Source organism: Yersinia artesiana, from assembly GCF_902726545.1.
Classification (GTDB): domain Bacteria; phylum Pseudomonadota; class Gammaproteobacteria; order Enterobacterales; family Enterobacteriaceae; genus Yersinia; species Yersinia artesiana.
In genome coordinates, this window is sequence record NZ_CACVAD010000060.1 from 1 (window position 1) to 26,010 (window position 26,010).

Genomic DNA, 26,010 nt, shown 5'->3' on the forward strand with positions numbered 1-26,010 from the left:
TTGGAGCGGGAAACGAGACTCGAACTCGCGACCCCGACCTTGGCAAGGTCGTGCTCTACCAACTGAGCTATTCCCGCTCTGGGTCATACTTTCCGGTACTAAATCTGTTTGCGCTTGCTTGCAAATTCTTCATCGGTACGGGGTGCGCATTATACGAGAAATCCGTTTTGCCGCAAGCCCCTGAAAGCAAAAAAATCATTTTTTGATTTAAGTGCCGATTAAAACAACAATATGCTGTTTTTACCAGCACCGGTTAATTATTTTTGAATAAAATGTTCGCGGTAGTAGGCCAACTCAGCCACGGACTCGCGAATATCATCCAGTGCCTGATGAGTATTTTGCTTTTTAAAACCGGCCAAAATCTCAGGTTTCCAGCGGCGTGCCAGTTCTTTCAAAGTGCTCACATCCAAATAGCGATAATGGAAGTATGCTTCAAGCTCAGGCATATAGCGGAACAGGAAACGGCGGTCTTGACCCACACTGTTACCACAAATAGGCGAAGTGCCTGCCGGAACCCACTGTTTTAGAAATTCAATAGTTTGCAATTCAGCATCGTGATCACTAAAAGGGCTGGCTTTGACCCGCTCGACCAAACCACTGCCTGTATGAGTGCGCACATTCCACTCATCCATTAGCCCAAGCTGCTCATCAGACTGATGGACAGCCAGCACTGGGCCTTCTGCCAGGATATTCAAATTAGCATCGGTGACCAGCGTCGCGATCTCGATGATCCGATCCCTTTCAGGATCAAGACCGGTCATTTCCAGATCGATCCAGATCAGATTATTTTGATTTTCTGCCATGATATTTCCTGCCTGTTAGCTGGGGAGACTACCGAACAAACGGTTAATTGATAAAATAATGTGTATCATAGCCTTTTTGGTCGCAACCAGCGACATACCCAACGTAAGTGGGGTCGCAGTTAACCATTCTGAGGCTTCAAATATGAAGAGTATAAATGCAGATTCAAGTGAGGCGCAGTGAGTAAGAATAAACTGTCCAAAGGTCAACAACGCCGTGTGCAGGCTAACCATCAGCGTCGGCTACGCACTGATAGAAAACCTGAGTTAGATGACTCTCAGCTTGGCGATGCGCAAGAAGGTATCGTAATCAGTCGCTTCGGTCAGCATGCTGATGTCGAAGCCGCCGATGGTGTTCAGCACCGTTGTAATATCCGTCGCACCATCAAGTCACTGGTTACCGGTGACCGCGTGGTCTGGCGTCCCGGCCTGCAAGCGCAGGAAGGCGTGCGGGTTAAAGGTATTGTCGAAGCCGTTCATGAGCGGACATCGGTTCTGACACGCCCTGATCTCTATGACGGCGTGAAACCGATCGCCGCGAATATTGATCAGATCGTTATCGTTTCGGCGATCTTACCCGAACTTTCGCTCAATATTATCGACCGCTATCTGGTGGCCTGTGAAACATTGGATGTCGAGCCGTTAATCGTACTGAATAAAATCGATTTACTGGATGCCGATGGCCGCAAATTCGTTGACGGCATGATGGATATCTACCGTCGTATTGGCTACAACGTATTGGAAGTGTCCAGCCAGACCCGTGAAGGGATGGAAGCCTTTGAACAGGCGCTGGCCGGGCGGATCAGCATCTTTGCCGGTCAGTCTGGTGTCGGTAAATCCAGCCTGCTCAATGCGCTGTTACCACCAACGGATAACGAAATTCTGGTGAATACCGTTTCGGATAACTCAGGTTTGGGCCAACACACCACCACCGCCGCTCGTTTGTATCATTTCCAGCATGGTGGTGATGTCATTGATTCACCGGGCGTTCGTGAATTCGGCCTCTGGCATCTGGCTCCGGAACAAATCACCCAAGGATTTGTCGAATTCCGTGATTATCTTGGCCACTGCAAATTCCGCGATTGTAGTCACACCAACGATCCCGGTTGTGCGCTGCGCGAAGCGGTAGAGCAAGGCAAAATTGCCGAAGAGCGCTTTGATAATTACCATCGGATTCTGGAAAGTATGGAACAGGTAAAACCCCGCAAGACATCAGATAGCGACGAAAAGTGATGTCTTTATAACGGTTTTCAAATTCTATACTTAACTGTGGCGCAGACAGATACAATGCGCCCCCTAACTTTTATAGCTCATAGCAAACCCAAGAGGTCTACGTGCTGGACAGTATCAAGATCAGATTACAATATTTACTCCCAAAACAAGGCCTGACCCGCTTGGCTGGCTGGGGTGCGGATAAGCAGGCTGGCTGGTTGACACAACTGGTTATCAAGGCGTTTGCCCGCTACTACAAAGTCGATATGAAAGAAGCACAAGATCCTGAATTCTCTGCTTATCGCACATTTAACGAATTCTTTGTGCGCCCGCTACGCGCAGGTGTGCGCCCAGTTGTCGCCGAAGAAAATCTATTAGCTCAACCTGCTGATGGTGCTATCAGTCAGTTAGGTACCATTCATGATGGGCAAATCTTGCAGGCAAAAGGCCACGACTACAGTGTGGAAGCTTTGCTGGCAGGTAACTATATGCTCGCAGCCGAGTTCCAGAATGGTCAGTTTGTTACTACCTATCTGGCGCCGCGCGACTACCATCGGGTACATATGCCGTGTGATGGTGTGTTGCGTGAAATGATTTATGTTCCGGGTGATTTATTCTCAGTCAATCCATTGACCGCAGCTAATGTTCCCAACCTGTTCGCCCGTAATGAGCGCGTCATTTGTATCTTTGATACCGCCTTTGGCCCGATGGCCCAAATTTTAGTGGGTGCGACTATCGTTGGCAGCATAGAAACCGTCTGGGCTGGCACTATTACGCCACCACGGGAAGGTGTTATTCGCCGCTGGACTTACCCACAAGCAGGGGCGGAAGGTGCGATAACACTGGAGAAAGGGCAAGAAATGGGCCGCTTTAAATTAGGCTCTACGGTGATTAACCTGTTTGCTGAAGGCAAAGTGTATTTAGCGCCACAGTTAAACAGCGGTTCGGTGACCCGCATGGGTGAAGTCCTTGCCGAAGCCGTCCCTGTTACTCCGCCGTGCTAGCCTTCGGCTTGAGACATAATTGATGTTAAGGAGCCTTTACTTGCGTCCAATGATTTCCTGGCCTTTAAGCAAATTACTGCCTTTTGGCCTGCTACTGTCGTTTATCATGTTGTTATCTCTGCCGCTGCATGCGGCAACTCAGCCGAATGAAGAACAGCTCAGACAAGAGTTGAAACAGGCTGAAGCCAATAAAGAGATGGCGAATCAGGCAGAAATTGTGCAAGCACTGCAAGGGGCTCTTAGTTGGCTGGCGGATGCGAAAGAATCTGATATCCGCGCTCAGCAGTATCAAAAAGCCATTGATGACTTTCCCAAGCTGACCCGCGAACTACGCCAACAGTTAGCGCAGGAAGGGGATAAACCCCTGCCGGTGCCTAACAATATGTCCACGTCCGAGCTGGAGCAGCAAGTGCTGCAAATCAGCAGTCAGTTGTTAGAGCTGAGTCGTCTGTCACAGCAAGAACAAGATCGCGCCCGCGAAATCAGTGAGTCACTCAATCAACTGCCACAACAGCAATCAGAAGCGCGACGAATTCTGACAGAAATCAGCTCGCGCTTGCAGGCGCAAAGCGGCCCAACCACGCCAGCCGCGCAAGCTCAGTTGGCGCTATTGCAAGCTGAGGCACTGGCGCGCAAAGCGAAAGTCAATGAGCTGGAGCTTTCCCAGCTTTCCGCCAATAATCGCCAGGAATTATCACGGCTACGGGCCGAACTCTACAAAAAGCGTCAGGAGCGGGTTGATACCCAGCTTCAGGCATTGCGTAATACTCTGAATAATCAGCGCCAACAGGCCGCAGAACAAGCACTTGAGCGAACGGAGCTACTGGCCGAGCAAGGTGGCGATTTACCGGCGTCAATTACTCAGCAGTTACAGATAAACCGTGAGTTGTCTCAAGCACTGAATCAGCAAGCGCAGCGCATCGATCTTATTTCCTCGCAGCAGCGTCAGGCCGTCTCACAGACCCAGCAAGTCCGGCAGGCACTTAGCACCATTCGTGAGCAAGCCCAGTGGTTAGGGGTTTCAACCGCATTAGGTGAAGCACTACGCGCACAGGTTGCCAGGTTACCGGATGTGCCAAAATCTCAGCAATTGGACCGCGATATGGCCCAGTTACGGGTACAGCGCCTGCAATACGAGGACATGCTGGAGAAGTTACAGCAGCAAAATGTCAAATTAACTCAAGATGATGGTACGCCGCTCACCACCGAACAGCAGCGGATTCTGGACGCCCAGTGGCGTACGCAGCGTGAATTATTGAACTCTCTGCTCTCCGGCTATGACACTCAGATTCTTGAATTGACCAAGCTGAAAGTGGCTAACAGCCAGTTAGTAGATGCCTTAAGTGAAGTGCGTGAGGCCACCCACCGTTACCTGTTTTGGGTCGCGGATGTCAGCCCGATATCACTCTCCTATCCAGTGAATGTCGCTCATGACCTTACCCGCTTATTGTCGCTGGATACGCTGGCGCAGTTGAGTGGGGCCTTCGTGATGATGATGACCAGCCAGGAGACATTGCTACCAATTATTGGTGCGCTACTGTTTGTTGGTTTCAGTATCAGCTCTCGCCGCCACTATCATGCCTTCCTTGAACGCGCCAGCAGCCGTGTAGGTAAAGTGACACAAGACCATTTCTCCCTGACGCTACGTACCGTGTTCTGGTCGATTTTGGTGGCACTGCCGCTACCGGTTTTATGGGCCGCGGTCGGTTATGGATTGCAAAATGCCTGGTCGTATCCGATGGCAATTGCCATTGGGAATGCCGTCACCGCGACCGTGCCGGTACTGTGGGTATTTATGATAAGTGCTTCATTTGCCCACCCACATGGCCTGTTTATTACCCATTTCCGCTGGTCTCCGACCCAAGTCGGGCGGGCAATGCGCTTCTATCGTATGTCAGTGTGGTTAATTATCCCGCTGATGATGGCATTGATTACCTTCGAGAATTATAACGACCGCGAATTCGCCGGCACACTGGGCCGGTTATGCTTTATTTTGCTGTGTATCGCCTTGAGTTTGGTGACCAACAGTTTGAAGCGGGCCGGGATTCCTCTCTATCTGGATAAGAAAGGTTCTGGCGAGAATATCGTTAATGTGGCGCTGTGGGGGCTGCTGCTGTCTGCACCATTGATTGCCGCATTAGCGTCTGCGCTGGGTTATCTCACTACATCACAGGCACTGTTGGCACGTCTGGAGACCTCGGTTGCTATCTGGTTCTTCTTGTTGGTGGTTTACCATATTATCCGCCGCTGGATGTTGATTCAGCGCCGCCGTATTGCCTTTGATCGTGCCAAGCAGCGACGTGCCGATATTCTGGCGCAACGCGCCCGTGGCGAGGATGATACGCCGCACAATAACAGCACCGAAGGTTCCATTGATGTAGAAGAGCCGGTAATTGATCTGGATGTGATCAGCGCCCAGTCTCTGCGGCTAGTGCGATCCATTCTGACCATGATCGCGTTGGTTTCAGTGATCGTGCTGTGGTCTGAGATTCATTCGGCTTTCGGTTTCCTGGAAAACATTCGGCTGTGGGATGTGTCATCGACGATCAATGGTATTGAGTCGGTACAGGCGATCACCATGGGATCACTATTGATCGCTATTCTGGTGATGATTGTGACCACCCAACTGGTGCGTAACCTCCCTGCGCTGCTGGAACTGGCGCTGTTACAGCATTTGGATCTCACGCCGGGAACGGGCTATGCCATTTCGACTATCACCAAGTATCTGTTGATCCTGTTCGGTAGCTTACTTGGCTTCTCAATGTTAGGGATTGAATGGGCGAAATTCCAATGGCTGGTTGCCGCACTGGGTTTGGGGTTAGGCTTTGGTTTGCAAGAGATTTTTGCCAACTTCGTCTCCGGCTTGATCATCTTGTTTGAGAAACCGATCCGTATCGGCGATACCGTGACCATCCGTGATCTCACCGGTAGCGTAACCAAAATCAATACCCGCGCGACGACTATCTCTGACTGGGACCGCAAAGAAATCATCGTGCCGAATAAGGCCTTTATTACCGAGCAATTTATTAACTGGTCACTGTCGGACTCCATTACCCGTGTAGTGCTGACTGTACCGGCTCCAGCAGAAACCAGCAGTGAGGAAGTGACGGAAGTATTACTGACCGCCGCGCGCCGCTGTACCTTGGTATTGGATAACCCGCCACCGGAGGTCTATTTGGTCGATCTCCAGCAAGGGATTCAGATTTTTGAGCTGCGTATCTATGCCGCTGAAATGGGCCACCGTATGCCACTGCGCCATGAGATCCACCAGCTGATTCTGGCCGGTTATCGCGAGCACGGTATTACTCTGCCGTTCCCACCTTTCCAGGCCCGTTTGGAAACACTGGGACGTGGGCGTGTGGTTTCGTCAAATCGAACGCGTACACCGGGTAGTTTGTAAGTTAACTGAGTGAGTCAGAAACAAAAATGCCCTGATCTGTGAAAGGTCAGGGCATTTCTTTTAACACTGCTGCGGTGCCAGGAACGAAGGGGAATTAAGCGATATTGACCGGGAAGGCAATCACATCACTCAGCTTTTCCGCCCCGAGCGCCAACATCACCAAACGATCAACCCCTAATGCCACGCCAGAACAATCCGGCAAACCGTGTTTCAGGGCATCAATCAGATTCATGTCGATGGGATGTTGTGGCAAACCGCGTTTTTCACGACTGCGATTATCTTGCTCAAAACGTTTCAGTTGCTCATCGCCATCAGTCAGCTCATGGAAACCATTCGCCAGCTCAATACCTTTAAAGTAAACCTCAAAGCGTTCTGCCACGCGGTGATCTTCCGTGCTGATCACCGCAAGAGAAGCCTGCGATGCCGGGAAGTGATACACAAAAGCCGGTTTATCACGGCCAATGTGAGGCTCAACCCCAACGGTGAACAGCAATTGCAGCAGCGTATCTCGATCTTCTTCTGTATCGGCAATATTGCTTAAATCCAGTTTGGCTGCGGCTTCGCGCAATTGCGCTTTATCCGCCGACAGAGGGTCTATATCCAAATGACGCAAGAATGCCTGCTGATAAGAAAGCCTTTCTGAGCTATCGCAATCCAGAATTTGCTGTAACAGATCATCCACCTCATCCATCAGACGATACATATCATAATGCGGGCGATACCATTCCAGCATAGTGAATTCAGGATTGTGATGGCGGCCAGCTTCTTCATTGCGGAAACTGCGCCCCAATTGATAGATAGAACCGCTACCCGCCGCTAGCAGGCGCTTCATGTGATATTCCGGACTGGTCATCATGTACAGCGTCAAACCATCGGCAGCGCCCGGGCCAACAAACCGGGTTTGGAATGGGACTAAATGAATGTCCGTCACTGTCGCTTGGCTCATGGTGGGCGTTTCAACTTCCAATACGCCACGATCGGCAAAAAAACGCCGGATCTCTGCCATTATTGCTGCGCGCTTCAACAAATTGGCGATGGGTGCACTCGGCTGCCAGCTTGCCGTTTCGCTCATGGTGGTTAACTCCGAAATCAAACAGGGGGTGCAGTCTACTCGCATCTACTCACTCAGACAAATCTGTCACTCATCTGGCCGATTCTCACCACGAATTCAGCATTTCCCTCTGTGAAAAAGACTTTTGCCCAGCATATCCTGTTTGGGATCACGTTTTTGCTAGTAATGCCATTGAGACGGTTCAAATAAAACAAAACAATCGATCACATCAAATTTCTATCATTTAGCATTAGGTATAATTATTTCCATACAAAAAGTAAGAAATAGCTATTCTTAATATCATCATTCTGGTCGCTGACTAATAAGCTAGCTGGATAATAATTTTAAAAAATATATATAGATTTTAATTATATATACCCAAAATAATTCGAGTTACAGGAAGGCGGCAATTGAGTGAATCCCGATGAGTTGACGTCAGTCAATGATTCGGGTGAATGAAAGCAGCCAACGCACATGTAGCTTGAAGTATGACGGGTATTTCACTTGAACAATGGAGAAGCGCAGTGCAAACCTTTAACGCCGATCTTGCCATTATCGGGGCCGGGGGAGCTGGTTTACGTGCAGCAATAGCCGCAGCGGAAGCCAACCCTCAGCTGAAGATTGCTCTGATCTCGAAAGTATACCCAATGCGTAGTCACACTGTGGCTGCCGAAGGGGGATCAGCTGCCGTCACACAGGACCACGATACCTTTGACTACCATTTCCACGATACCGTAGCCGGTGGCGACTGGTTATGTGAACAAGATGTTGTGGACCACTTTGTCCATAGCTGCCCGGAAGAAATGGCCCAGTTGGAAATTTGGGGCTGCCCATGGAGCCGTAAGCCAGATGGTTCTGTTAACGTCCGTCGTTTCGGCGGAATGAAAATTGAACGAACCTGGTTTGCTGCGGATAAAACCGGCTTCCACATGCTACACACCCTATTCCAAACCTCGTTAAAATATCCACAAATTCAACGTTTTGATGAGCACTTTGTGCTGGATATTCTGGTTGATGATGGTCAGGCTCGTGGTGTTGTTGCCATGAACATGATGGAAGGCACTCGGGTGCAAATCCGCGCCAATGCTGTGGTCATGGCCACTGGCGGCGCAGGTCGTGTTTATCGTTATAACACCAACGGCGGTATTGTTACCGGTGATGGTATGGGGATGGCCTTCCACCACGGCGTGCCACTGCGTGACATGGAATTTGTGCAATATCACCCCACCGGTTTACCGGGTTCAGGCATCTTGATGACCGAAGGATGTCGTGGCGAGGGCGGTATTCTGGTCAACAAAGACGGCTACCGTTATTTGCAGGATTACGGCATGGGGCCAGAAACCCCACTTGGCGAGCCAAAGAACAAATACATGGAATTAGGCCCGCGCGATAAAGTATCGCAAGCTTTCTGGCATGAATGGCGTGCCGGCCGCACTATCGCCACACCGCGTGGTGATGTGGTCTATCTGGACTTACGCCATTTGGGCGAGAAAAAACTGCTTGAGCGCCTGCCATTCATCTGTGAATTGGCAAAAGCTTATGTCGGTGTTGATCCGGTTAAAGAGCCAATCCCTGTGCGCCCAACCGCGCATTACACCATGGGCGGCATCGAAACCAACCAGCAGTGTGAAACCCGAATCAAAGGGCTGTTCGCTGTTGGCGAATGTTCTTCTGTGGGTCTGCACGGCGCAAACCGTCTGGGTTCCAACTCTCTGGCGGAACTGGTGGTCTTTGGCCGTCTTGCTGGCGAACAAGCCGCCGCGCGCGCCATGGAAAGCACCCCGGCCAATGGCAGCGCGTTGGATGCGCAAACCCGTGATGTGGAAACTCGCCTGAGCAACCTGATGAAACAGGAAGGGACTGAAAACTGGTCTAAAATCCGCGACGAAATGGGCTTATCCATGGAAGAAGGTTGTGGCATTTACCGCACACCGGAACTGATGCAGAAGACCGTGGATAAACTGGCTGAGCTGAAAGAGCGCTTCAAACGCGTGAAAATCACCGATAACTCCAGTGTTTTCAATACCGACCTGCTCTATACCATCGAGTTGGGTTATGGTTTAGATGTGGCCGAATGTATGGCCCACTCGGCACTGAATCGTAGAGAATCCCGCGGGGCGCACCAACGTCTGGATGAAGGCTGCACCGAGCGTGATGATGTGAACTTCCTCAAACACACGCTGGCCTTCCATACCCCAGGCGGCGCACCACGCCTTGAATACAGCGACGTAAAAATTACCAAGCTGGCCCCGGCAAAACGCGTTTATGGTGGTGAAGCTACCGCCCAAGATGCCAAAGACGCCAAAGATGCAAAAGATTTAAAGGATAAGGAGCAGGCGAATGACTGATATGAAACTCCTGAAAATGGAAGTCATGCGCTATAACCCGGAACGTGATAGCGAACCTCACTTCGAAACCTTTGAAGTGCCATACGATGAGCAGACCTCTCTGCTGGATGCGTTGGGGTATATCAAAGATAACCTGGCACCAGATCTGTCTTATCGCTGGTCTTGCCGGATGGCCATTTGTGGCTCGTGCGGCATGATGGTCAACAAAGTGCCAAAACTCGCCTGTAAGACTTTCCTGCGCGAATATACCGGTGGGATGAAGATTGAGGCGCTGGGTAACTTCCCAATCGAACGCGATTTAGTGGTTGATATGACTCACTTTATTGAGAGTCTGGAGGCCATCAAACCTTATATCATTGGCAATGAGCGTAAACCTAAAGACGGCCCGAATAAGCAGACTCCGGCCCAAATGGCGAAATACCACCAGTTCTCTGGCTGTATTAACTGTGGCCTGTGCTATGCCGCCTGTCCACAGTTTGGTCTGAATCCTGAGTTTATTGGCCCGGCAGCCATCACTCTGGCTCACCGTTACAATCTGGATAACCGTGATCACGGTAAGAAAGAGCGTATGCCACAGCTTAACGGCAAAAATGGTGTCTGGAGTTGTACCTTTGTTGGCTACTGTTCTGAAGTTTGTCCTAAGCATGTTGACCCTGCGGCTGCTATCCAGCAAGGCAAGGTTGAGAGTGCGAAAGACTTCATGATCGCCATGCTGAAACCACAATAAGGGAGGGGAAACAGTAATGACTACTAAACGTAAAGCTTACGTCCGTACCATGGCCCCGAACTGGTGGCAACAGCTCGGTTTTTATCGCTTTTATATGTTGCGTGAAGGCACCTCCGTGCCCACAGTCTGGTTCAGTATTCTGTTGATTTACGGAGTGTTCGCACTGAAAAGTGGCCCGGAAGGATGGGAAGGCTTTGTTGGGTTCCTGCAAAACCCACTGGTGCTACTGATCAATATCATTACGTTATTGGCCGCTGTGTTACATACCAAAACCTGGTTTGAACTGGCACCAAAGGCCGCCAATATTATCGTTAAAGACGAAAAAATGGGTCCAGAGCCAGTTATCAAGGCGCTGTGGGTTGTGACTATCGTGGCTACCGCGATTATTCTGGCCGTTGCCTTACTCTAACCCGGAGGAGAACAAGATGAATCAAGTCCCTAAGCGCTCCGATGAACCTATCTTCTGGGGTCTGTTCGGTGCTGGCGGCATGTGGAGTGCCATTATTGCACCGGCGGTTATTCTGTTGGTTGCCATTTTGCTGCCACTGGGTGCCTTCCCAGGAGAAGCATTAAGCTACGAGCGCGTGCTGGCATTTTGTCAGAGTTTCATTGGCCGGGTATTCCTGCTGCTGATGATTATTCTGCCGCTGTGGTGTGGTTTACACCGCATCCACCATGCCATGCATGATTTGAAAATCCACGTTCCTGCTGGGAAATGGGTGTTCTATGGCCTGGCTGCCATTCTGAGTGTGGTCGCTATCATCGGTGTTCTGACACTGTAATTGTCCATGCGCTATCAACGGCCCGTGCTTATGCCGGGCCGTTTTTTGTTGTACCGCCAACAACTTATCCCGCCAATACCCTATTCCGCCAATAACTCAGATTCATCCATTTGCCTCTTTCATAGATGATAGCTATTCTCAATTACAAGCTAATAGTAAAAATACTAAGGAATACCGATGCGTCTGTGGTCAAAATTATCCGTAATAGCAGCAACGTTGCTTTCTGTCGCATGTGGTGTCACGCCGCCAAAAAACGTAAAAGTCGTCGATAACTTCCAATTACCTCGCTATCTCGGCACCTGGTATGAAATTGCCCGGCTGGACCATTCCTTTGAGCGCGGATTAGATAATGTCACTGCTAATTACTCACCCCGTGATGATGGCGGTGTAAAAGTTATTAATCGGGGTTATAACGCGAAGAAACAGCAATGGCAGGAGAGTATCGGCAAAGCTTATTTTATTGGTTCTCCGCACCAAGCCTCACTGAAAGTCTCTTTCTTTGGCCCATTTTATGGCGGCTATAATGTCATTGATTTAGATGATGAATATCAACATGCTTTGATTGCTGGCCCTAACCGGGAATATCTGTGGATTTTATCCCGCACACCAACAATTGATAACCAAACCCGCGATCGTTTGGTGGCAGTCGCGCAGCATTATGGCTTCCCGGTGGAGGAGTTGATATGGGTTAAACAAGGGGAGATCCCTCCCCTATAATTTATGACGCCAGCTTCAGCCCGATAATTCCGGCTAAAATAAGCCCCAGACTTAATACGCGCGCCAAACTGGCCGATTCACCCAGTAGCATAATGCCCAGGATAGCGGTTCCCACTGCGCCAATACCGGTCCAGACCGCATAGGCCGTGCCTGCTGGGAGTGTTTTCATGGCGTACGCCAATAAGAAGACACTGGCTGCCATAGCCACCAACGTAACAATACTGGGTGTCAGACGCGTAAAACCATGGGAATATTTCAAGCCGATAGCCCAAATAACTTCTAATAAACCAGCAATAACCAGAATAATCCAAGCCATGGTAACCCCCTCGCTTAGGTGGGGTCGTCCCCGAAAAAAACAGATGCGTGCCGGGTCGTCCCAGGCAGCCGTTAGATAAGAGCGATACATTATCACGCTCAATAATACGCAGCAATATCATGCTCAGTCAAAAGCAAAGCCGGCGACAATTGTCGCCGATAACCATACAACTTGCGGTCTATTCAGCACTGCGTTCAATAGCGCTACCCGCGCTTTGAACATCTTTACCCACACCTTTAGTCGTATTGCAGGCGCTCAATGAAGAGATAACTAGCAATGAGAAAATAATGGCGATGCTTTTCTTCAACATTATAGAAAATCCTTATGGTATGAAATTACCTATACGCCCTATAAGGATAGTCAAAAAATAGCATTGCACTTTTTCTGACTTAAATTGCTGTCAAAAATGACTCACCCCAGATAGCAGAAAACCGCCGATTAAGCGGTTTTCTTTCATTCTCAACGCAACTTTTATCACAGCTTAGTGGCTGTGGTTTACTTAACGCGAGAAACGTATTCGCCAGAGCGTGTATCAACTTTGATAACTTCGCCAACCTGTACGAATAGTGGCACTTTAACCACTGCACCGGTGCTCAGCGTAGCAGGCTTACCACCCGTACCAGCCGTATCACCTTTCAGACCTGGGTCTGTGTCAACGATTTCGAGCTCAATAAAGTTTGGTGGGGTCACAGAAATCGGCTGACCATTCCACAGAGTTACGATACATTCAGCTTGGTCAATCAACCACTTAGCATTGTCACCAATGGCTTTCGCATCAGCTTGCAGTTGTTCGTAAGTCTCGTTATTCATGAAGTGCCAGAACTCACCGTCGTTGTACAGGTAAGTCAGGTTCAGGTCGTTAACGTCAGCGCCTTCCAGAGAATCTGTTGATTTGAAGGTCTTTTCAACGCGCCCGCCAGTCAGCAGACGGCGCATTTTAACACGAGCAAAAGCCTGGCCTTTGCCTGGTTTTACGAACTCGCTGGACTCGACTGCATAAGGCTCGCCCTCGAACATGATTTTAAGACCGGGACGAAAATCGTTGCTATAATAACTGGCCATGATGGTCCTCAAGAAACTGGTAGTAAGCCTAAAAAATGGCAAGTATTGTAACCCGAAACATGCCAATTAGAGAAGATTGGTTGCAACAACTCGCCGATGTAATTACTGATCCGGACGAATTGCTAAGAATTCTGCTGTTAAATGAACACCCTAACCTGCAACAAGGTACTGCTGCGCGCCGTTTATTTCCCTTAAGAGTGCCCCGCGCATTCGTTGCGCGTATGCAACCGGGAAACCCATCAGATCCTTTACTGCTTCAAGTGCTCACCGCGCGCGAAGAGTTTATTGCCGCTCCCGGTTTTACCAATGATCCGCTTGATGAGCAGCGCAGTGTTGTCCCCGGCTTATTGCACAAATACCGCAACCGCGCGCTATTGCTGGTCAAGGGCGGCTGCGCCGTTAATTGCCGCTATTGTTTCCGCCGCCATTTCCCTTATCAGGATAACCAAGGCAACAAAGCCAATTGGCGTCAGGCGCTGGACTATGTTCGCCAACACCCTGAACTGGACGAAATCATTTTTTCGGGCGGCGATCCATTAATGGCAAAAGATAGCGAACTGAGCTGGTTATTGGATGAGATTGAAAGTATCTCTCACATCAAACGGCTGCGGATTCATACTCGCTTACCGGTTGTTATCCCCGCACGTATTACCGCAGAGCTATGTCAGCGCCTGAGTGATTCACGATTACAGGTACTGATGGTGACACATATCAACCACGCCAATGAAATTGACGCCTCATTACGAGGCAGTATGGCACAGCTCAAGCGGGCGGGTGTGACGCTACTGAACCAGAGCGTGTTGCTACGTGGGGTCAATGATGATGATGAGGTCTTGGCGACATTAAGTAACGCCTTGTTTGATGCCGGTATCCTGCCCTACTACATCCATGTGCTGGATAAAGTACAAGGTGCGGCTCATTTTATGGTCGATGATGATGAAGCCCGGCAGTTAATGAAAGGGTTACTCAGCCGCGTATCAGGTTATTTGGTACCACGTCTGGCACGAGAGATCGGGGGGCAGCCTAGCAAAACGCCACTGGATCTCCGATTGATGCAGGATGAATAATAACGAGTGCAGCCAACACATCTGTAATTTGAAAGATGACCATTGGTATATACCCTATAGATTTCAAGGTACAGGAAGGCGGCAAATGAAAGAATCCCGATGAGCTTACTCAAGTAAGTGATTCGGGTGATTGAGTGCAGCCAACACATCTGTAATTTGAAAGATGACGGGTATAAAAGGGATGCTATAGCATCCCCGATTCATTTACCTGCGTGCTTCAGATATCAAGGGCACTTGTAAACTTCGCCGACCATTTTGCTATCGAGCGGTGCAAAGCTGGATAAGAAGGTTTCACTCGGGCTGGTTGCGCCATAGATAACATTGCCACCCATTGCTGCCGCTTTATTGCGTAGGTCATTTGCTGCACCACGCATAGAGCTGCTTTCACCACTTGAGATCCAATTGCTCTGAGTACCTGTCACCTGCCCAATCAACTGACATTCACTACCCGGTTTGGTATCGGAGAACTTCACTTGCTCGCCCGCCGAACTCAATTGGTTAGTGGAGCTACAGCCTGCCAGCAACAGCGCTGCTGAAAGACCAAGTAACACTTTAATCCGCATTTTTTTCCCCATTAGAAGTTGAGAATCACGCTAAAGATTACCAGAAAGCACCGCTGCCGCTTAGGCATCCGCTGCCGAAATTATCCAAATACCCGATGTCGAGCCTGATGGTTAATGATTAACAGTTTACACATTAAATTACTGTCAGAACGAAAAAAAGTCCTGCAATCATCACACTGAATGAAATAAAAGCGCTTTTAGCTCGTTTAGTTACGAAATTTGAATCAGAAAAGACTGAGTATAAGACGGAATAGCGGCGGAGTGATGACAGGTTCAGGAGTTTATAGATAAAAAAAGCGAGCAGGTCTCCCCACTCGCTTTAGGTTTATAGCTTAATCAGCAATCAATGAAAAGCTATAGGCTTGGGGCGTTTACATCATGCCGCCCATGCCGCCCATACCACCCATGCCGCCAGCGCCCATATCAGCACCTTTGTCATCACGTGGCAGGTCAGTGATCATGCACTCGGTGGTGATCATCAGGCCAGCAATAGAGGCTGCGTACTGCAAAGCAGAACGAGTCACTTTAGTTGGATCCAGGATACCCATCGCGATCATGTCGCCGTATTCTTCGCTGTAAGCGTTGTAACCGTAGCTACCTTCGCCCGCTTTAACGTTGTTCGCGATAACAGAGGCTTCTTCACCGGCGTTAACCACGATCTGACGCAGTGGAGATTCCATCGCGCGCAGAGCAACTTTAATACCGACGTTCTGGTCTTCGTTGTCGCCTTTCAGGCCAGCAGCCGTGATAGCAGATGCAGCACGAATCAGAGCAACACCACCACCAGCAACCACGCCTTCTTCTACCGCAGCACGAGTTGCGTGCAGAGCATCTTCAACGCGCGCTTTTTTCTCTTTCATTTCAACTTCAGTTGCGGCGCCAACTTTGATAACGGCAACGCCGCCAGCCAGTTTAGCGACACGCTCTTGCAGTTTTTCTTTGTCGTAGTCAGAAGTTGCATCTTCAATTTGCTGACGGATCTGAGCAACACGGCCCTGAATCGCAGCTTCGTCGCCTACGCCATCGATGATGATAGTGGTGTCTTTATTGATAACAACACGTTTCGCCTGACCCAGATCTTCCAGAGTGGTTTTTTCCAGTTCCAGACCGATCTCTTCAGAAATAACGGTACCCGCAGTCAGGGTAGCGATGTCTTGCAGCATGGCTTTACGACGGTCGCCGAAACCAGGTGCTTTAACAGCGGCAACTTTAACAATACCGCGCATGGTGTTAACCACCAGAGTCGCCAGAGCTTCGCCTTCAACGTCTTCTGCAATGATCAGCAGTGGTTTACCGGCTTTCGCTACAGCTTCCAGAACTGGCAGCATTTCGCGGATGTTAGAGATTTTCTTGTCAGCCAGCAGGATGAATGGGCTTTCAAGTTCAATAGAACCAGTTTCTGGTTTATTGATGAAGTAAGGAGACAGGTAGCCGCGGTCGAACTGCATACCTTCTACAACGTCCAGCTCGTCTTGTAGGCCTGAACCTTCTTCAACGGTGATAACGCCTTCTTTACCGACTTTTTCCATCGCTTGTGCAATCAGCTCACCCACAGTTGAGTCTGAGTTTGCAGAGATGGTCCCTACCTGAGCAATCGCTTTAGAATCGGAGCAAGGTACAGACAGTTTTTTCAGCTCTTCAACCGCAGCGACAACTGCTTTGTCGATACCGCGTTTCAGGTCCATTGGGTTCATGCCGGCCGCAACTGCTTTCAGGCCTTCAGTGATAATGGATTGCGCCAATACAGTTGCAGTAGTGGTACCGTCACCCGCAGCGTCATTCGCTTTAGAGGCAACTTCTTTAACCATCTGTGCACCCATGTTCTCGAACTTATCTTCCAGTTCGATCTCACGCGCAACTGAAACACCATCTTTGGTGATAGTTGGAGAGCCGAAAGACTTGTCCAGAACTACGTTACGGCCTTTCGGGCCCAGGGTCACTTTTACTGCATCAGCAAGAATGTTTACGCCGCGTAGCATTTTGATGCGAGCGTCGTTACCGAATTTTACGTCTTTAGCTGCCATTGGTATGATTTCCCTTAACTCGTTCGTTCAGTTCAGAAGATTAGAGAGCGTGAATTACGCTTCAACAATTGCCAGAATGTCGCTTTCGGACATGATCAACACTTCTTCATGGTCGATCTTCTCTGACTTCACGCCATAACCATCGTTGAAAATAACGATGTCGCCAACTTTCACATCCAGCGGCTTGATCTCACCGTTATCCAGGATGCGACCATTGCCGACGGCCAGAACTTCACCACGGGTAGATTTACCCGCCGCAGTGCCAGTCAGAACGATGCCGCCAGCAGATTTGGATTCAACTTCTTTGCGCTTGACGATAACGCGGTCATGCAATGGACGAATTTTCATTGATAGCTCTCCTATGAGAAGGTCCGTATCAGATTTAGGATTAATATCGGTCTGCCTTCACAACCGATACCGTGGCTATCTTAATGGGGGCGACTTCACATCCCTTCAAGGGAGAGGGCAAAAAAAATTTCAGTTTTTTCTTGCCCACCGATGGCTCATTTTTGCCATCCCTGCGTTACCCCATTCAAGAAAGCATTATGATTTACTTTATGAATTTATAATTAATAAACAATCAATTAGAAAAAACGCGATTTACTTATCATCTTTAAAACGATTATCTGTCGATTTATCATCCTCATCCGGACGATGCTCTACGATGAAGTGATCATCTGCTTTGCGCTGAAACTCGCCATCAAAGGTATTTCCGCCGCCCATAGGGCCAGAATTATCGTGATTAAAACCGCCTGCACTAAAACCGCCACGATAAATATTCAAATGTGGCATCAACTTTAACGTCAACGATTTTTGAATCGGTGGTAATAGCAGTAGCAAACCGAGGAAGTCGGTGAAGAAGCCAGGGATCAGCAGTAAGAAACCGGCTAAGACCAGTGACACACTTTTCACCATTTCAGCCGCAGGGCTTTCACCCGCAGCCAGTTTTTGCTGCATCTGCATAAAGGTTTTTATCCCTTGGTTACGCACCAGAGATATCCCCACACAGGAACTGAAGATCACCAGCAACAGGGTAACCAGCACACCCAATACAGCGGCAACCTTGATAAATATAGATATTTCTATATATGCCAATAAAAATATCAGCGCTAACGGTAACCAACGCACCGCATTCTCCTTATTCTAATCATTCAGTACCTCTCATCAGGGTAAACCTGCCTGACAGATACCATGAAAACCTTGACCCGGCTGGCGCTGACACTGTTTTTTTCCCTTATTAGCGGATTTCAGCGTCAGCAGCCCCCTTCAACGAGGGTCGACTATCATAAAATGGTGGTGGTTGGATCGCTTTTCAAGTTAGGGGGATACTTTTATTACTGATTAGCGCAACTGTGAGAGAAATCACAGATATCAGATCATCTCAATTAATTCCGGCCATATAGTGATCCTAGTTCAAGGCTTTTTATCATTAAGCAGCATATGATCCTGTCAGCAATAAGATGAATGGTTAATCTTTCCGCTCTTAAGGTTCATAGCGGCATCATATTGCCCACGGCGGCATAATTTAGTTAACAAATACAAAACAAGACAGCACATTAGAGAAGGTTCTCATGTCAAATAACATTCGTATTGAAGAAGACCTGTTAGGTACACGAGAAGTCCCCGCAGAGGCTTACTACGGTGTTCATACCCTGCGTGCGATTGAAAACTTCTATATCAGCAACAGCAAAATCAGTGATGTGCCAGAGTTTGTACGCGGCATGGTTATGGTCAAAAAAGCGGCGGCGATGGCAAATAAAGAGTTGCATACCATCCCACGTAAAATTGCTGACATCATTATTCAGGCATGTGATGAAGTCCTGGATAAAGGGAAATGCATGGATCAGTTCCCGGTTGATGTGTTCCAAGGCGGTGCCGGTACCTCTTTGAACATGAATACCAACGAAGTTCTGGCCAATATCGGTTTGGAACTGATGGGGCATCAAAAGGGTGAGTATCAATACCTTAACCCTAATGACCATCTGAATAAGTGCCAATCCACCAACGATGCCTACCCGACGGGTTTCCGCATTGCGGTTTATGCTTCCATCATGAAGCTCATTGACGCCATCAATCAGTTAAAAGAAGGCTTCGAAAGAAAATCCAAAGAATTCGAGAAAATCCTGAAAATGGGCCGTACCCAATTGCAGGATGCGGTACCTATGACGCTGGGCCAGGAATTCAAAGCCTTTGCGATATTATTAAAAGAAGAAACCAAAAACCTGCAACGTACCGCAGAGTTGCTACTGGAAGTTAACCTCGGTGCAACGGCTATCGGTACTGCGCTAAACACGCCTGAAGGCTACTCACAGTTAGCGATACAGAAATTGTCTGAAATCAGTGGCCTGCCATGTGTGCCAGCAGAAGACTTGATTGAAGCGACCTCTGACTGTGGTGCTTACGTCATGGTGCACGGCGCACTGAAACGTCTGGCCGTGAAGATGTCAAAAATCTGTAATGACTTGCGTCTGCTCTCCTCTGGCCCACGCACCGGTCTGAATGAAATCAACCTGCCAGAATTGCAGGCCGGTTCTTCTATCATGCCAGCCAAAGTGAACCCGGTTATTCCTGAAGTCGTTAACCAGGTTTGTTTTAAGGTGATCGGTAACGACACTTGCATTACTATGGCGGCCGAAGCAGGTCAGCTCCAGTTGAACGTCATGGAGCCAGTGATTGGGCAGGCGATGTTTGAGTCCATCCACATCCTGACAAATGCGTGTTACAACCTGTTGGAAAAATGCATCAATGGCATCACAGCCAACAAAGAAGTCTGCGAGCGCTACGTCTTTAACTCAATCGGTATCGTTACCTATCTGAACCCATTCATTGGTCACCATAATGGCGACATCGTGGGCAAGATTTGTGCGGAAACCGGTAAAAATGTACGGGAAGTGGTTCTGGAACGCGGCCTATTAACTGAAGCCGAGCTGGACGACATTTTCTCTGTTGAGAACCTGATGCATCCAGCATATAAAGCGAAGCGTTATACCGATGAAAATGAACAATAAAATAATCATCCGGTAGCCCTATAAGGCACGCATGCTCCTCTGGACAGCGTGCCTTTTTACTTTCTGGCAAATACAACTTTTTAACTTTAATTTTTCATTTGGATCAAGGAGTAAACACTATGATAGCCGTAGAATTAGTCATCGTTCTGCTGGCCATTTTTTTAGGGGCCAGGTTAGGCGGTATCGGTATAGGTTTTGCGGGTGGTATTGGGGTTCTGGTATTGGCGATCATTGGTGTCAAACCCGGTAGCATTCCATTCGATGTTATTTCAATCATCATGGCCGTTATTGCCGCTATCTCTGCGATGCAGGTGGCCGGCGGTATGGATTATCTGGTGCAGCAAACTGAAAAGTTACTGCGTAAGAATCCAAAACACATCACTATCCTTGCTCCGCTGGTTACTTATTTTCTGACCATCTTTGCCGGGACAGGCAACATTTCTCTGTCAGCCTTGCCGGTGATTGCAGAAGTGGCAAAAGAACAAGGCATCAAACCTTGCCGCCCACTGTCTACCGCTGTGGTCTCCGCGCAAATCGCCATTACCGCCTCACCTATTTCTGCGGCAGTGGTCTACATGTCTTCCGTCATGGAAGGTCATGGCGTCAGCTACTTACATTTACTGATGATAGTCATCCCATCCACCCTGCTTGCGGTATTTGTGATGTCGCTGATCGTTTCCTGGTGCTTTAACTCCAAACTGTCTGACGATCCAATCTATCAGAAGCGTTTGGAAGAAGGTTTGGTCACACTGCGTGGTGACACAGTAAAAGTGATTAAACCACGCGCTAAAACCTCCGTGCTGCTGTTCCTGGCAGGTGTATTGTGTGTTGTGGCGTATGCCATCATCAACAGCCCAAGTGTCGGTCTGGTGGCAACACCATTGATGAATACCACTAACGCCATCCTGATCATCATGCTGAGTGTGGCGACCATCACGACGATGGTGTGCTCGGTTGATACCGATTCAATCCTGAACTCCAGCACCTTTAAAGCCGGTATGAGTGCTTGTATTTGTATCCTCGGCGTAGCCTGGTTGGGCGATACCTTTGTACAACACAACCTGGACTGGATTAAAGAAACTGCGGGTAGCTTGATTCAAGCTCACTCATGGCTGCTGGCTGTTATCTTCTTCTTCTGTTCAGCACTGCTTTACTCTCAGGCGGCAACTGCCAAGGCATTGATGCCAATGGCAATGGCACTGAACGTTTCACCACTGGCGGCAATTGCTTCTTTCGCAGCGGTTTCTGGTCTGTTCATTCTGCCAACCTACCCAACACTGGTAGCCGCAGTTCAAATGGATGACACCGGCACCACGCGTATTGGTCGCTTCGTGTTTAACCATCCATTCTTTATCCCAGGTACCATCGGGGTTGCACTGGCCGTTTGCTTCGGCTTCGTGATGGGCGGTCTGGTTCTGTAATCTATCATCTGTAAATGGGGCGTGCGATGCGCCCCATTCTCATTTGCGAGATCCATCGCATCTATCCTACTGTTACATAAATCATCTTCTGCCCCGCCTCTGCTCGCGTTATAGTACCCACTTCGTCATATAAGCCGCGCGACCTACGAGGTTAAGATGTCTGATTGTGATGCGAATAATTGTGATGCAATGAATTGTGATGCAATTGTGGTATTGTGCACTGCCCCTGATGAAGCCAGCGCGCAGGATTTAGCCGCGCAGGTTCTGGGGGAAAAGCTGGCCGCTTGCGCCACCTTATTACCTGGTGCGACCTCGATTTACTACTGGGAAGGTAAGCTCCAGCAAGAGTATGAAGTCCAGCTTCTGTTTAAGAGCAATACCCGTCATCAGCAGGCACTTCTCAGCTATATCAAACAACATCACCCCTACCAAACACCGGAATTACTGGTGCTGCCGGTACGGGACGGAGATAAAGATTACTTGTCATGGCTCAACGCTTCATTACTCTGATTCTGCTGCTGTGCAGCATGTTACTCGCACCGCACAGCGCACAGGCTTCGCTATTTGGCGATAACACCTCTTTTGGCCAAAAAAGCAGCCAGAGCCGGTTTATTCCGGTCGATCAAGCGTTTGCCTTTGATTTTCGCCAACAAGATGACCAGCTCACCCTGAGTTGGCAGATTCATCCTGACTATTATTTGTATCGCCAGCAAATCAAAATCGTGCCCCAAAATGCCACTCTTGGCACACTTACTCTGCCGGAAGGCATTGCGCATCATGATGAATTCTATGGTGAAGTGTCGATCTTCAAGCAACAGCTAACACTGAAAATTCCTATTCTCCAGGCCGGTGAGCAAGCCAGTGTCAGTGTGACTTATCAGGGCTGCGCCGAAGCTGGCTTCTGTTATCCCCCTGAAACACGGGTAGTTCCGCTCAGCACGGTTGCAGTTGGATCAGCCACGACGACTGCGCCACCAACCACCACCCCTGCAACGCCCGCTGAACTACCATTCTCCCCCTTATGGGCGCTGCTCATTGGTATTGGCATCGCCTTTACCCCTTGTGTATTGCCGATGTATCCGCTGATTTCAGCCATTATTCTCGGGCGTGAAAAACCGCACAGTCAGCGGCGAATATTGCTGTTGGCGATAGTGTATGTGCAAGGGATGGCACTAACTTACACCCTACTCGGTCTGGTGGTTGCGGCGGCGGGTTTACAATTTCAAGCCGCGCTACAGCATCCTTATGTATTGATTGGGTTATCGGCACTGTTTGTACTGCTGGCGTTATCCATGTTTGGTCTCTATTCACTGCAATTGCCCTCGTCACTGCAAACTCGGCTGGTACAGTGGAGCAGCAGCCAACGTGGCGGTTCATTGGCCGGTGTTTTCGCCATGGGCGCACTGGCGGGCCTCATTTGTTCGCCGTGCACCACAGCGCCGCTCAGCGCCATTCTGCTTTATATCGCCCAAAGCGGTAATATGTTGGCCGGCGGCGGAACACTCTATTTATATGCCTTAGGGATGGGTATCCCGCTGGTGATTGTGACGCTGTTTGGCAACAAGTTACTCCCGCGCAGTGGCCCGTGGATGCAGTATGTCAAAGAGGCTTTTGGCTTTGTGATTCTGGCACTGCCGGTATTCTTGCTGGAAAGGGTTTTAGGGGATGTTTGGGGCTTACGTTTATGGAGTTTACTGGCCATCGCCTTCTTCGGCTGGGCATTTATATTAAGTCTGAAAGCTCACTCCGGTTGGGCGCGAGCTTTCCAGTTATTGCTGCTGGCCGCGTTGTTGATTGCCGCCCGTCCGCTACAAGACTGGGCATTCGGCAGCCACATACAACAGAGTGAGATCAAACATTTAGCGTTTAAACAAGTGGCCGATTTACCCCAGTTACAAGCGGTGTTAGCGCAAGCGAAGGGTAAGCCGGTGATGTTAGATTTGTACGCCGACTGGTGTGTTGCCTGTAAAGAGTTTGAGAAATACACTTTTAGTGATGAGCAGGTTCAGCGCCAGTTAGCAGATACTGTGTTACTTCAGGCCGATGTGACAGCCAATAGTGCGGAACATGCAGCACTGTTGAAAGCGTTGAATGTGCTGGGTTTACCGACCATCCTGTTTTTCGATGCGCAAGGTAATGAAATCCCCGCTGCCAGAGTGACCGGTTTTATGAATGCGACTGGATTTTCGCAGCATCTACAGAACCTCTCGAACTCGCCGCTAACTGATTGATATCCCCTCAGTGGATGAGCATATAGTCCGGCTCATCCAGCCGTATTTTCAGCTTTCTCCGCCGCCATACCTATTGCTAACGTGGCAGCGATGTTGCGCGCCGTCCTGAACACATTGTCTGCGGCATTATCCAACGCCTGATCCAGAGTGCAAATAGTGTCAATGACACTGAAAACCGCATCCAGCCCATTTTCATACACCACATCAACATCGTCGGCCAGGCTACCGGCAATGCCAATCACCGGTTTGTTATAACGCTTAGCCACTCTGGCTACACCAACAGGCACTTTGCCGTGAATGGTTTGGCTATCCATCCGCCCTTCACCGGTAATCACAAAAGTCGCATCTCGCACTAAAGCATCCAAACCCAGTGCATCCGTCACGATATCAATCCCAGGGCTTAGGGTTGCGCCGCAAAAGGCCAATAACGCTGCACCTAGCCCCCCGGCAGCCCCCGCACCTTCAACTTGATCAACATCGATATCCAGATGGCGCTTAATCACATCGCCGTAATGCCGCAACCCCTCATCCAGTTGGGCAATCATCGCAGGGGTCGCGCCTTTCTGCCGACCAAAAACAGCAGAAGCCCCTGCACTGCCGGTGAGTGGGTTGGTGACATCACAAGCCACCTCGATTCGGCACGTCTTGATGCGCGGATCAAGCCCTGAAATATCAATCCTATCCAGCTCAGCCAGCTTACCGCCGCCAAAACCAATCTGCTTCCCATGCTTATCCAGCAGTTTGACTCCCAGCGCCTGCACCATCCCCGCGCCACCATCATTGGTCGCGCTCCCTCCAATACCAATAATGATATGTCTCACGCCCTGATTAAGCGCCTTACCAATCAGTTCGCCAGTACCGTAAGAGGTGGTTTTCAATGGATTACGCAAGGGGGGTGGAACAAGTTCGAGTCCACTGGCCGCAGCCATTTCAATAAAAGCACACTTTTCATCACCGGATATTCCGTAAAAGGCGTCAACTTCGCCCCCTAACGGGCCGGTCACATTGACCTTAATCATCCGGCCAGCCGTGGCTGCAACCAGAGCTTCGACCGTGCCTTCACCGCCATCAGCAACCGGCAGCTTGATATATTCTGCTTCGGGAAACTGAGTACGAAAACCCGCTTCAATTTGCATGGCAACTTCCAGCGCGGATAAACTTTCTTTATAAGAATCTGGAGCAATGACTATTTTCATAAATGATTCAATCTCATGAGCTTTCCATGCCACTCAAGACAATGGGATGTTTATTAGTATAGCCCTGTAACTCAGTGGCAAGCTGATACGCCAGAAAATGCGCTTTGCTTCACAGACTGCGGGATAGCAAAAACTATGCTGTCACCTTGCCGTTATAGCTTGGCAGGCAACTAAGTAATAAAGAGTTAGAAAAATCGAGCGGGAGTAGTGATAAGGTACAGAGGACACTGGCAGAAAGTGCCAATGCATTTATTTGCACGATAAGCAGTGGAAAACCATACTTGCCAGTAATCAGTTAGAGGAGAGCAATGTGCAACGCGAACAAGTTTTAAGCAGCGCGCTCAATCTGTTAGAACAGAAAGGGCTGGCAAATACCACACTGGAGATGCTGGCAGAAGAAGTTTCTGCCGAGGTCAGTGACCTGACCCGATTTTGGCCCGATCGCGAGGCGCTACTGTATGATTGCCTGCGCTACCACGGTCAACAGATCGACACCTGGCGGCGTCAATTGCAGCTAGATGAAACATTATCGCCGAAACAAAAACTACTGGCACGCTACCAAACACTCAGTGAACAAGTACAAAACCAGCGCTATCCCGGTTGCCTGTTTATTGCGGCGTGCAGTTTCTATCCCAATGACGACCACCCTATTCACCAGTTGGCAGAACAGCAAAAACAAGCCTCGCTAAATTATACGCAGGAACTGTTGCACCAGATGGATGCTGACGATGCAGGCATGGTCGCACAGCAGATGGAACTGATTTTGGAAGGTTGCCTGAGTAAACTGTTAGTTAAGCGCCAATTGCAGGATGTTGAAGTCGCCAAACGCCTGGCAGAAGATATATTGGAAGTTGCTCAATGCCGAAAAAACGGTGCGCTGAGTTAAGGCTGTATCAGGTAAAATTTCGGGGTAATTTACAGGGCTTTTCCCATTTTTGCCTGAAAAGAGAGCGATCAATACGGTTTTAGGGGTTTTACGCGATAAATTCGTTGACGATCAGCGCCCAATACGGTTTAATGCGCCCCGTTGCCCGGATAGCTCAGTCGGTAGAGCAGGGGATTGAAAATCCCCGTGTCCTTG

At 49.3% G+C, this 26,010-nt stretch carries 24 protein-coding genes and 1 tRNA gene; 14 read left to right on the forward strand and 11 right to left on the reverse strand.

The window, feature by feature from the left end; genetic code table 11:
• Position 1 precedes the first annotated feature (1 nt).
• Together HU019_RS17330 and orn are read right to left on the reverse strand one after the other, a co-directional pair.
• Positions 2-77: transfer RNA gene (locus HU019_RS17330), tRNA-Gly, on the reverse strand.
• A 180-nt stretch (positions 78-257) separates the two neighbouring features.
• The gene (orn, locus tag HU019_RS17335) at positions 258-803 is read right to left on the reverse strand and encodes an oligoribonuclease (protein WP_174849550.1); all 546 of its coding nucleotides are present in this window, start codon (positions 801-803) and stop codon (positions 258-260) included.
• Positions 804-980: 177 nt separating this feature from the next.
• Here orn and rsgA point away from each other — a divergent pair, with 177 nt between their 5' ends.
• The 3 genes from rsgA (at position 981) to mscM (ending at position 6,416) form a co-directional block, all read left to right on the forward strand.
• Positions 981-2,033, forward strand: a complete 1,053-nt coding sequence (gene rsgA, locus HU019_RS17340) for a small ribosomal subunit biogenesis GTPase RsgA (RefSeq protein ID WP_174849549.1) — start codon at positions 981-983, stop codon at positions 2,031-2,033.
• A 101-nt stretch (positions 2,034-2,134) separates the two neighbouring features.
• Complete coding sequence (asd, locus tag HU019_RS17345; RefSeq protein WP_174849548.1) at positions 2,135-3,016, forward strand: archaetidylserine decarboxylase; 882 nt, start codon at positions 2,135-2,137, stop codon at positions 3,014-3,016.
• Positions 3,017-3,056: 40 nt separating this feature from the next.
• Positions 3,057-6,416 (forward strand): miniconductance mechanosensitive channel MscM, encoded by a 3,360-nt coding sequence (gene mscM, locus HU019_RS17350; protein ID WP_174849547.1) that lies wholly within the window; start codon positions 3,057-3,059, stop codon positions 6,414-6,416.
• 94 nt (positions 6,417-6,510) lie between these two features.
• On the opposite strand, the gene epmA is transcribed toward mscM, so the two are convergent.
• Positions 6,511-7,488 carry an elongation factor P--(R)-beta-lysine ligase gene (gene epmA / locus HU019_RS17355; protein WP_174849546.1) on the reverse strand — a complete coding sequence of 326 codons (978 nt, stop codon included), beginning with the start codon at positions 7,486-7,488 and terminating at the stop codon, positions 6,511-6,513.
• Positions 7,489-7,991: 503 nt separating this feature from the next.
• Between epmA and frdA the strand changes: the two genes are divergently transcribed.
• The 5 genes from frdA (at position 7,992) to blc (ending at position 12,041) form a co-directional block, all read left to right on the forward strand.
• Positions 7,992-9,815 (forward strand): fumarate reductase (quinol) flavoprotein subunit, encoded by a 1,824-nt coding sequence (frdA, locus tag HU019_RS17360; protein ID WP_174849545.1) that lies wholly within the window; start codon positions 7,992-7,994, stop codon positions 9,813-9,815.
• The gene (locus HU019_RS17365) at positions 9,808-10,542 is read left to right on the forward strand and encodes a succinate dehydrogenase/fumarate reductase iron-sulfur subunit (protein ID WP_174849544.1); all 735 of its coding nucleotides are present in this window, start codon (positions 9,808-9,810) and stop codon (positions 10,540-10,542) included. The genes frdA and HU019_RS17365 overlap by 8 nt, the downstream gene beginning before the upstream one ends.
• 16 nt (positions 10,543-10,558) lie before the next feature.
• Complete coding sequence (frdC, locus tag HU019_RS17370; protein WP_174849543.1) at positions 10,559-10,951, forward strand: fumarate reductase subunit FrdC; 393 nt, start codon at positions 10,559-10,561, stop codon at positions 10,949-10,951.
• A 16-nt stretch (positions 10,952-10,967) separates the two neighbouring features.
• Positions 10,968-11,324, forward strand: coding sequence for a fumarate reductase subunit FrdD (gene frdD, locus HU019_RS17375; protein ID WP_050075637.1), 357 nt, complete (start codon positions 10,968-10,970; stop codon positions 11,322-11,324).
• A 177-nt stretch (positions 11,325-11,501) separates the two neighbouring features.
• Positions 11,502-12,041 carry an outer membrane lipoprotein Blc gene (gene blc, locus HU019_RS17380; protein WP_174849542.1) on the forward strand — a complete coding sequence of 180 codons (540 nt, stop codon included), beginning with the start codon at positions 11,502-11,504 and terminating at the stop codon, positions 12,039-12,041.
• A 1-nt stretch (position 12,042) separates the two neighbouring features.
• On the opposite strand, the gene sugE is transcribed toward blc, so the two are convergent.
• The 3 genes from sugE to efp all read right to left on the reverse strand — a co-directional run bounded on the left by sugE (position 12,043) and on the right by efp (position 13,419).
• Entirely contained in the window at positions 12,043-12,357 is a 315-nt protein-coding gene (sugE, locus tag HU019_RS17385; RefSeq protein ID WP_174849541.1) for a quaternary ammonium compound efflux SMR transporter SugE, read from the reverse strand.
• Positions 12,358-12,535: 178 nt separating this feature from the next.
• Positions 12,536-12,667 (reverse strand): entericidin A/B family lipoprotein, encoded by a 132-nt coding sequence (locus tag HU019_RS17390; protein WP_004392446.1) that lies wholly within the window; start codon positions 12,665-12,667, stop codon positions 12,536-12,538.
• 185 nt (positions 12,668-12,852) lie between these two features.
• Positions 12,853-13,419: an elongation factor P gene (gene efp / locus HU019_RS17395; RefSeq protein ID WP_005156473.1), complete on the reverse strand. Its 567-nt coding sequence runs from the start codon at positions 13,417-13,419 to the stop codon at positions 12,853-12,855.
• A 35-nt stretch (positions 13,420-13,454) separates the two neighbouring features.
• Between efp and epmB the strand changes: the two genes are divergently transcribed.
• Positions 13,455-14,486 carry an EF-P beta-lysylation protein EpmB gene (epmB, locus tag HU019_RS17400; RefSeq protein ID WP_174849540.1) on the forward strand — a complete coding sequence of 344 codons (1,032 nt, stop codon included), beginning with the start codon at positions 13,455-13,457 and terminating at the stop codon, positions 14,484-14,486.
• A gap of 224 nt (positions 14,487-14,710) precedes the next feature.
• Here epmB and HU019_RS17405 read toward each other — a convergent pair whose 3' ends face one another.
• From HU019_RS17405 to HU019_RS17420, 4 genes are all read right to left on the reverse strand, one after another.
• Positions 14,711-15,049 carry a DUF4156 domain-containing protein gene (locus tag HU019_RS17405; protein WP_087795341.1) on the reverse strand — a complete coding sequence of 113 codons (339 nt, stop codon included), beginning with the start codon at positions 15,047-15,049 and terminating at the stop codon, positions 14,711-14,713.
• Between the two features lie 371 nt (positions 15,050-15,420).
• Entirely contained in the window at positions 15,421-17,073 is a 1,653-nt protein-coding gene (gene groL / locus HU019_RS17410; protein ID WP_174849539.1) for a chaperonin GroEL, read from the reverse strand.
• 54 nt (positions 17,074-17,127) lie between these two features.
• Positions 17,128-17,421, reverse strand: a complete 294-nt coding sequence (locus HU019_RS17415) for a co-chaperone GroES (RefSeq protein ID WP_004391824.1) — start codon at positions 17,419-17,421, stop codon at positions 17,128-17,130.
• A 252-nt stretch (positions 17,422-17,673) separates the two neighbouring features.
• Positions 17,674-18,201: an FxsA family protein gene (locus HU019_RS17420; protein WP_174849538.1), complete on the reverse strand. Its 528-nt coding sequence runs from the start codon at positions 18,199-18,201 to the stop codon at positions 17,674-17,676.
• A 443-nt stretch (positions 18,202-18,644) separates the two neighbouring features.
• Here HU019_RS17420 and aspA point away from each other — a divergent pair, with 443 nt between their 5' ends.
• From aspA to HU019_RS17440, 4 genes are all read left to right on the forward strand, one after another.
• Positions 18,645-20,081 carry an aspartate ammonia-lyase gene (aspA, locus tag HU019_RS17425; RefSeq protein WP_050075631.1) on the forward strand — a complete coding sequence of 479 codons (1,437 nt, stop codon included), beginning with the start codon at positions 18,645-18,647 and terminating at the stop codon, positions 20,079-20,081.
• Between the two features lie 119 nt (positions 20,082-20,200).
• On the forward strand, positions 20,201-21,502 hold the full coding sequence (locus HU019_RS17430; RefSeq protein WP_050075630.1) for an anaerobic C4-dicarboxylate transporter: 1,302 nt from the start codon (positions 20,201-20,203) through the stop codon (positions 21,500-21,502).
• Positions 21,503-21,658: 156 nt separating this feature from the next.
• Entirely contained in the window at positions 21,659-22,012 is a 354-nt protein-coding gene (gene cutA / locus HU019_RS17435; protein ID WP_174849537.1) for a divalent cation tolerance protein CutA, read from the forward strand.
• A complete protein-coding gene (locus HU019_RS17440; protein ID WP_174849536.1) occupies positions 21,988-23,733 on the forward strand; it encodes a protein-disulfide reductase DsbD in 1,746 nt (581 codons plus the stop codon). The genes cutA and HU019_RS17440 overlap by 25 nt, the downstream gene beginning before the upstream one ends.
• A gap of 32 nt (positions 23,734-23,765) precedes the next feature.
• Here HU019_RS17440 and HU019_RS17445 read toward each other — a convergent pair whose 3' ends face one another.
• Complete coding sequence (locus HU019_RS17445) at positions 23,766-24,929, reverse strand: glycerate kinase (RefSeq protein WP_174849535.1); 1,164 nt, start codon at positions 24,927-24,929, stop codon at positions 23,766-23,768.
• Between the two features lie 310 nt (positions 24,930-25,239).
• Here HU019_RS17445 and HU019_RS17450 point away from each other — a divergent pair, with 310 nt between their 5' ends.
• On the forward strand, positions 25,240-25,815 hold the full coding sequence (locus tag HU019_RS17450; RefSeq protein ID WP_174849534.1) for a transcriptional regulator: 576 nt from the start codon (positions 25,240-25,242) through the stop codon (positions 25,813-25,815).
• The last annotated feature ends 195 nt before the right edge of the window (positions 25,816-26,010 follow it).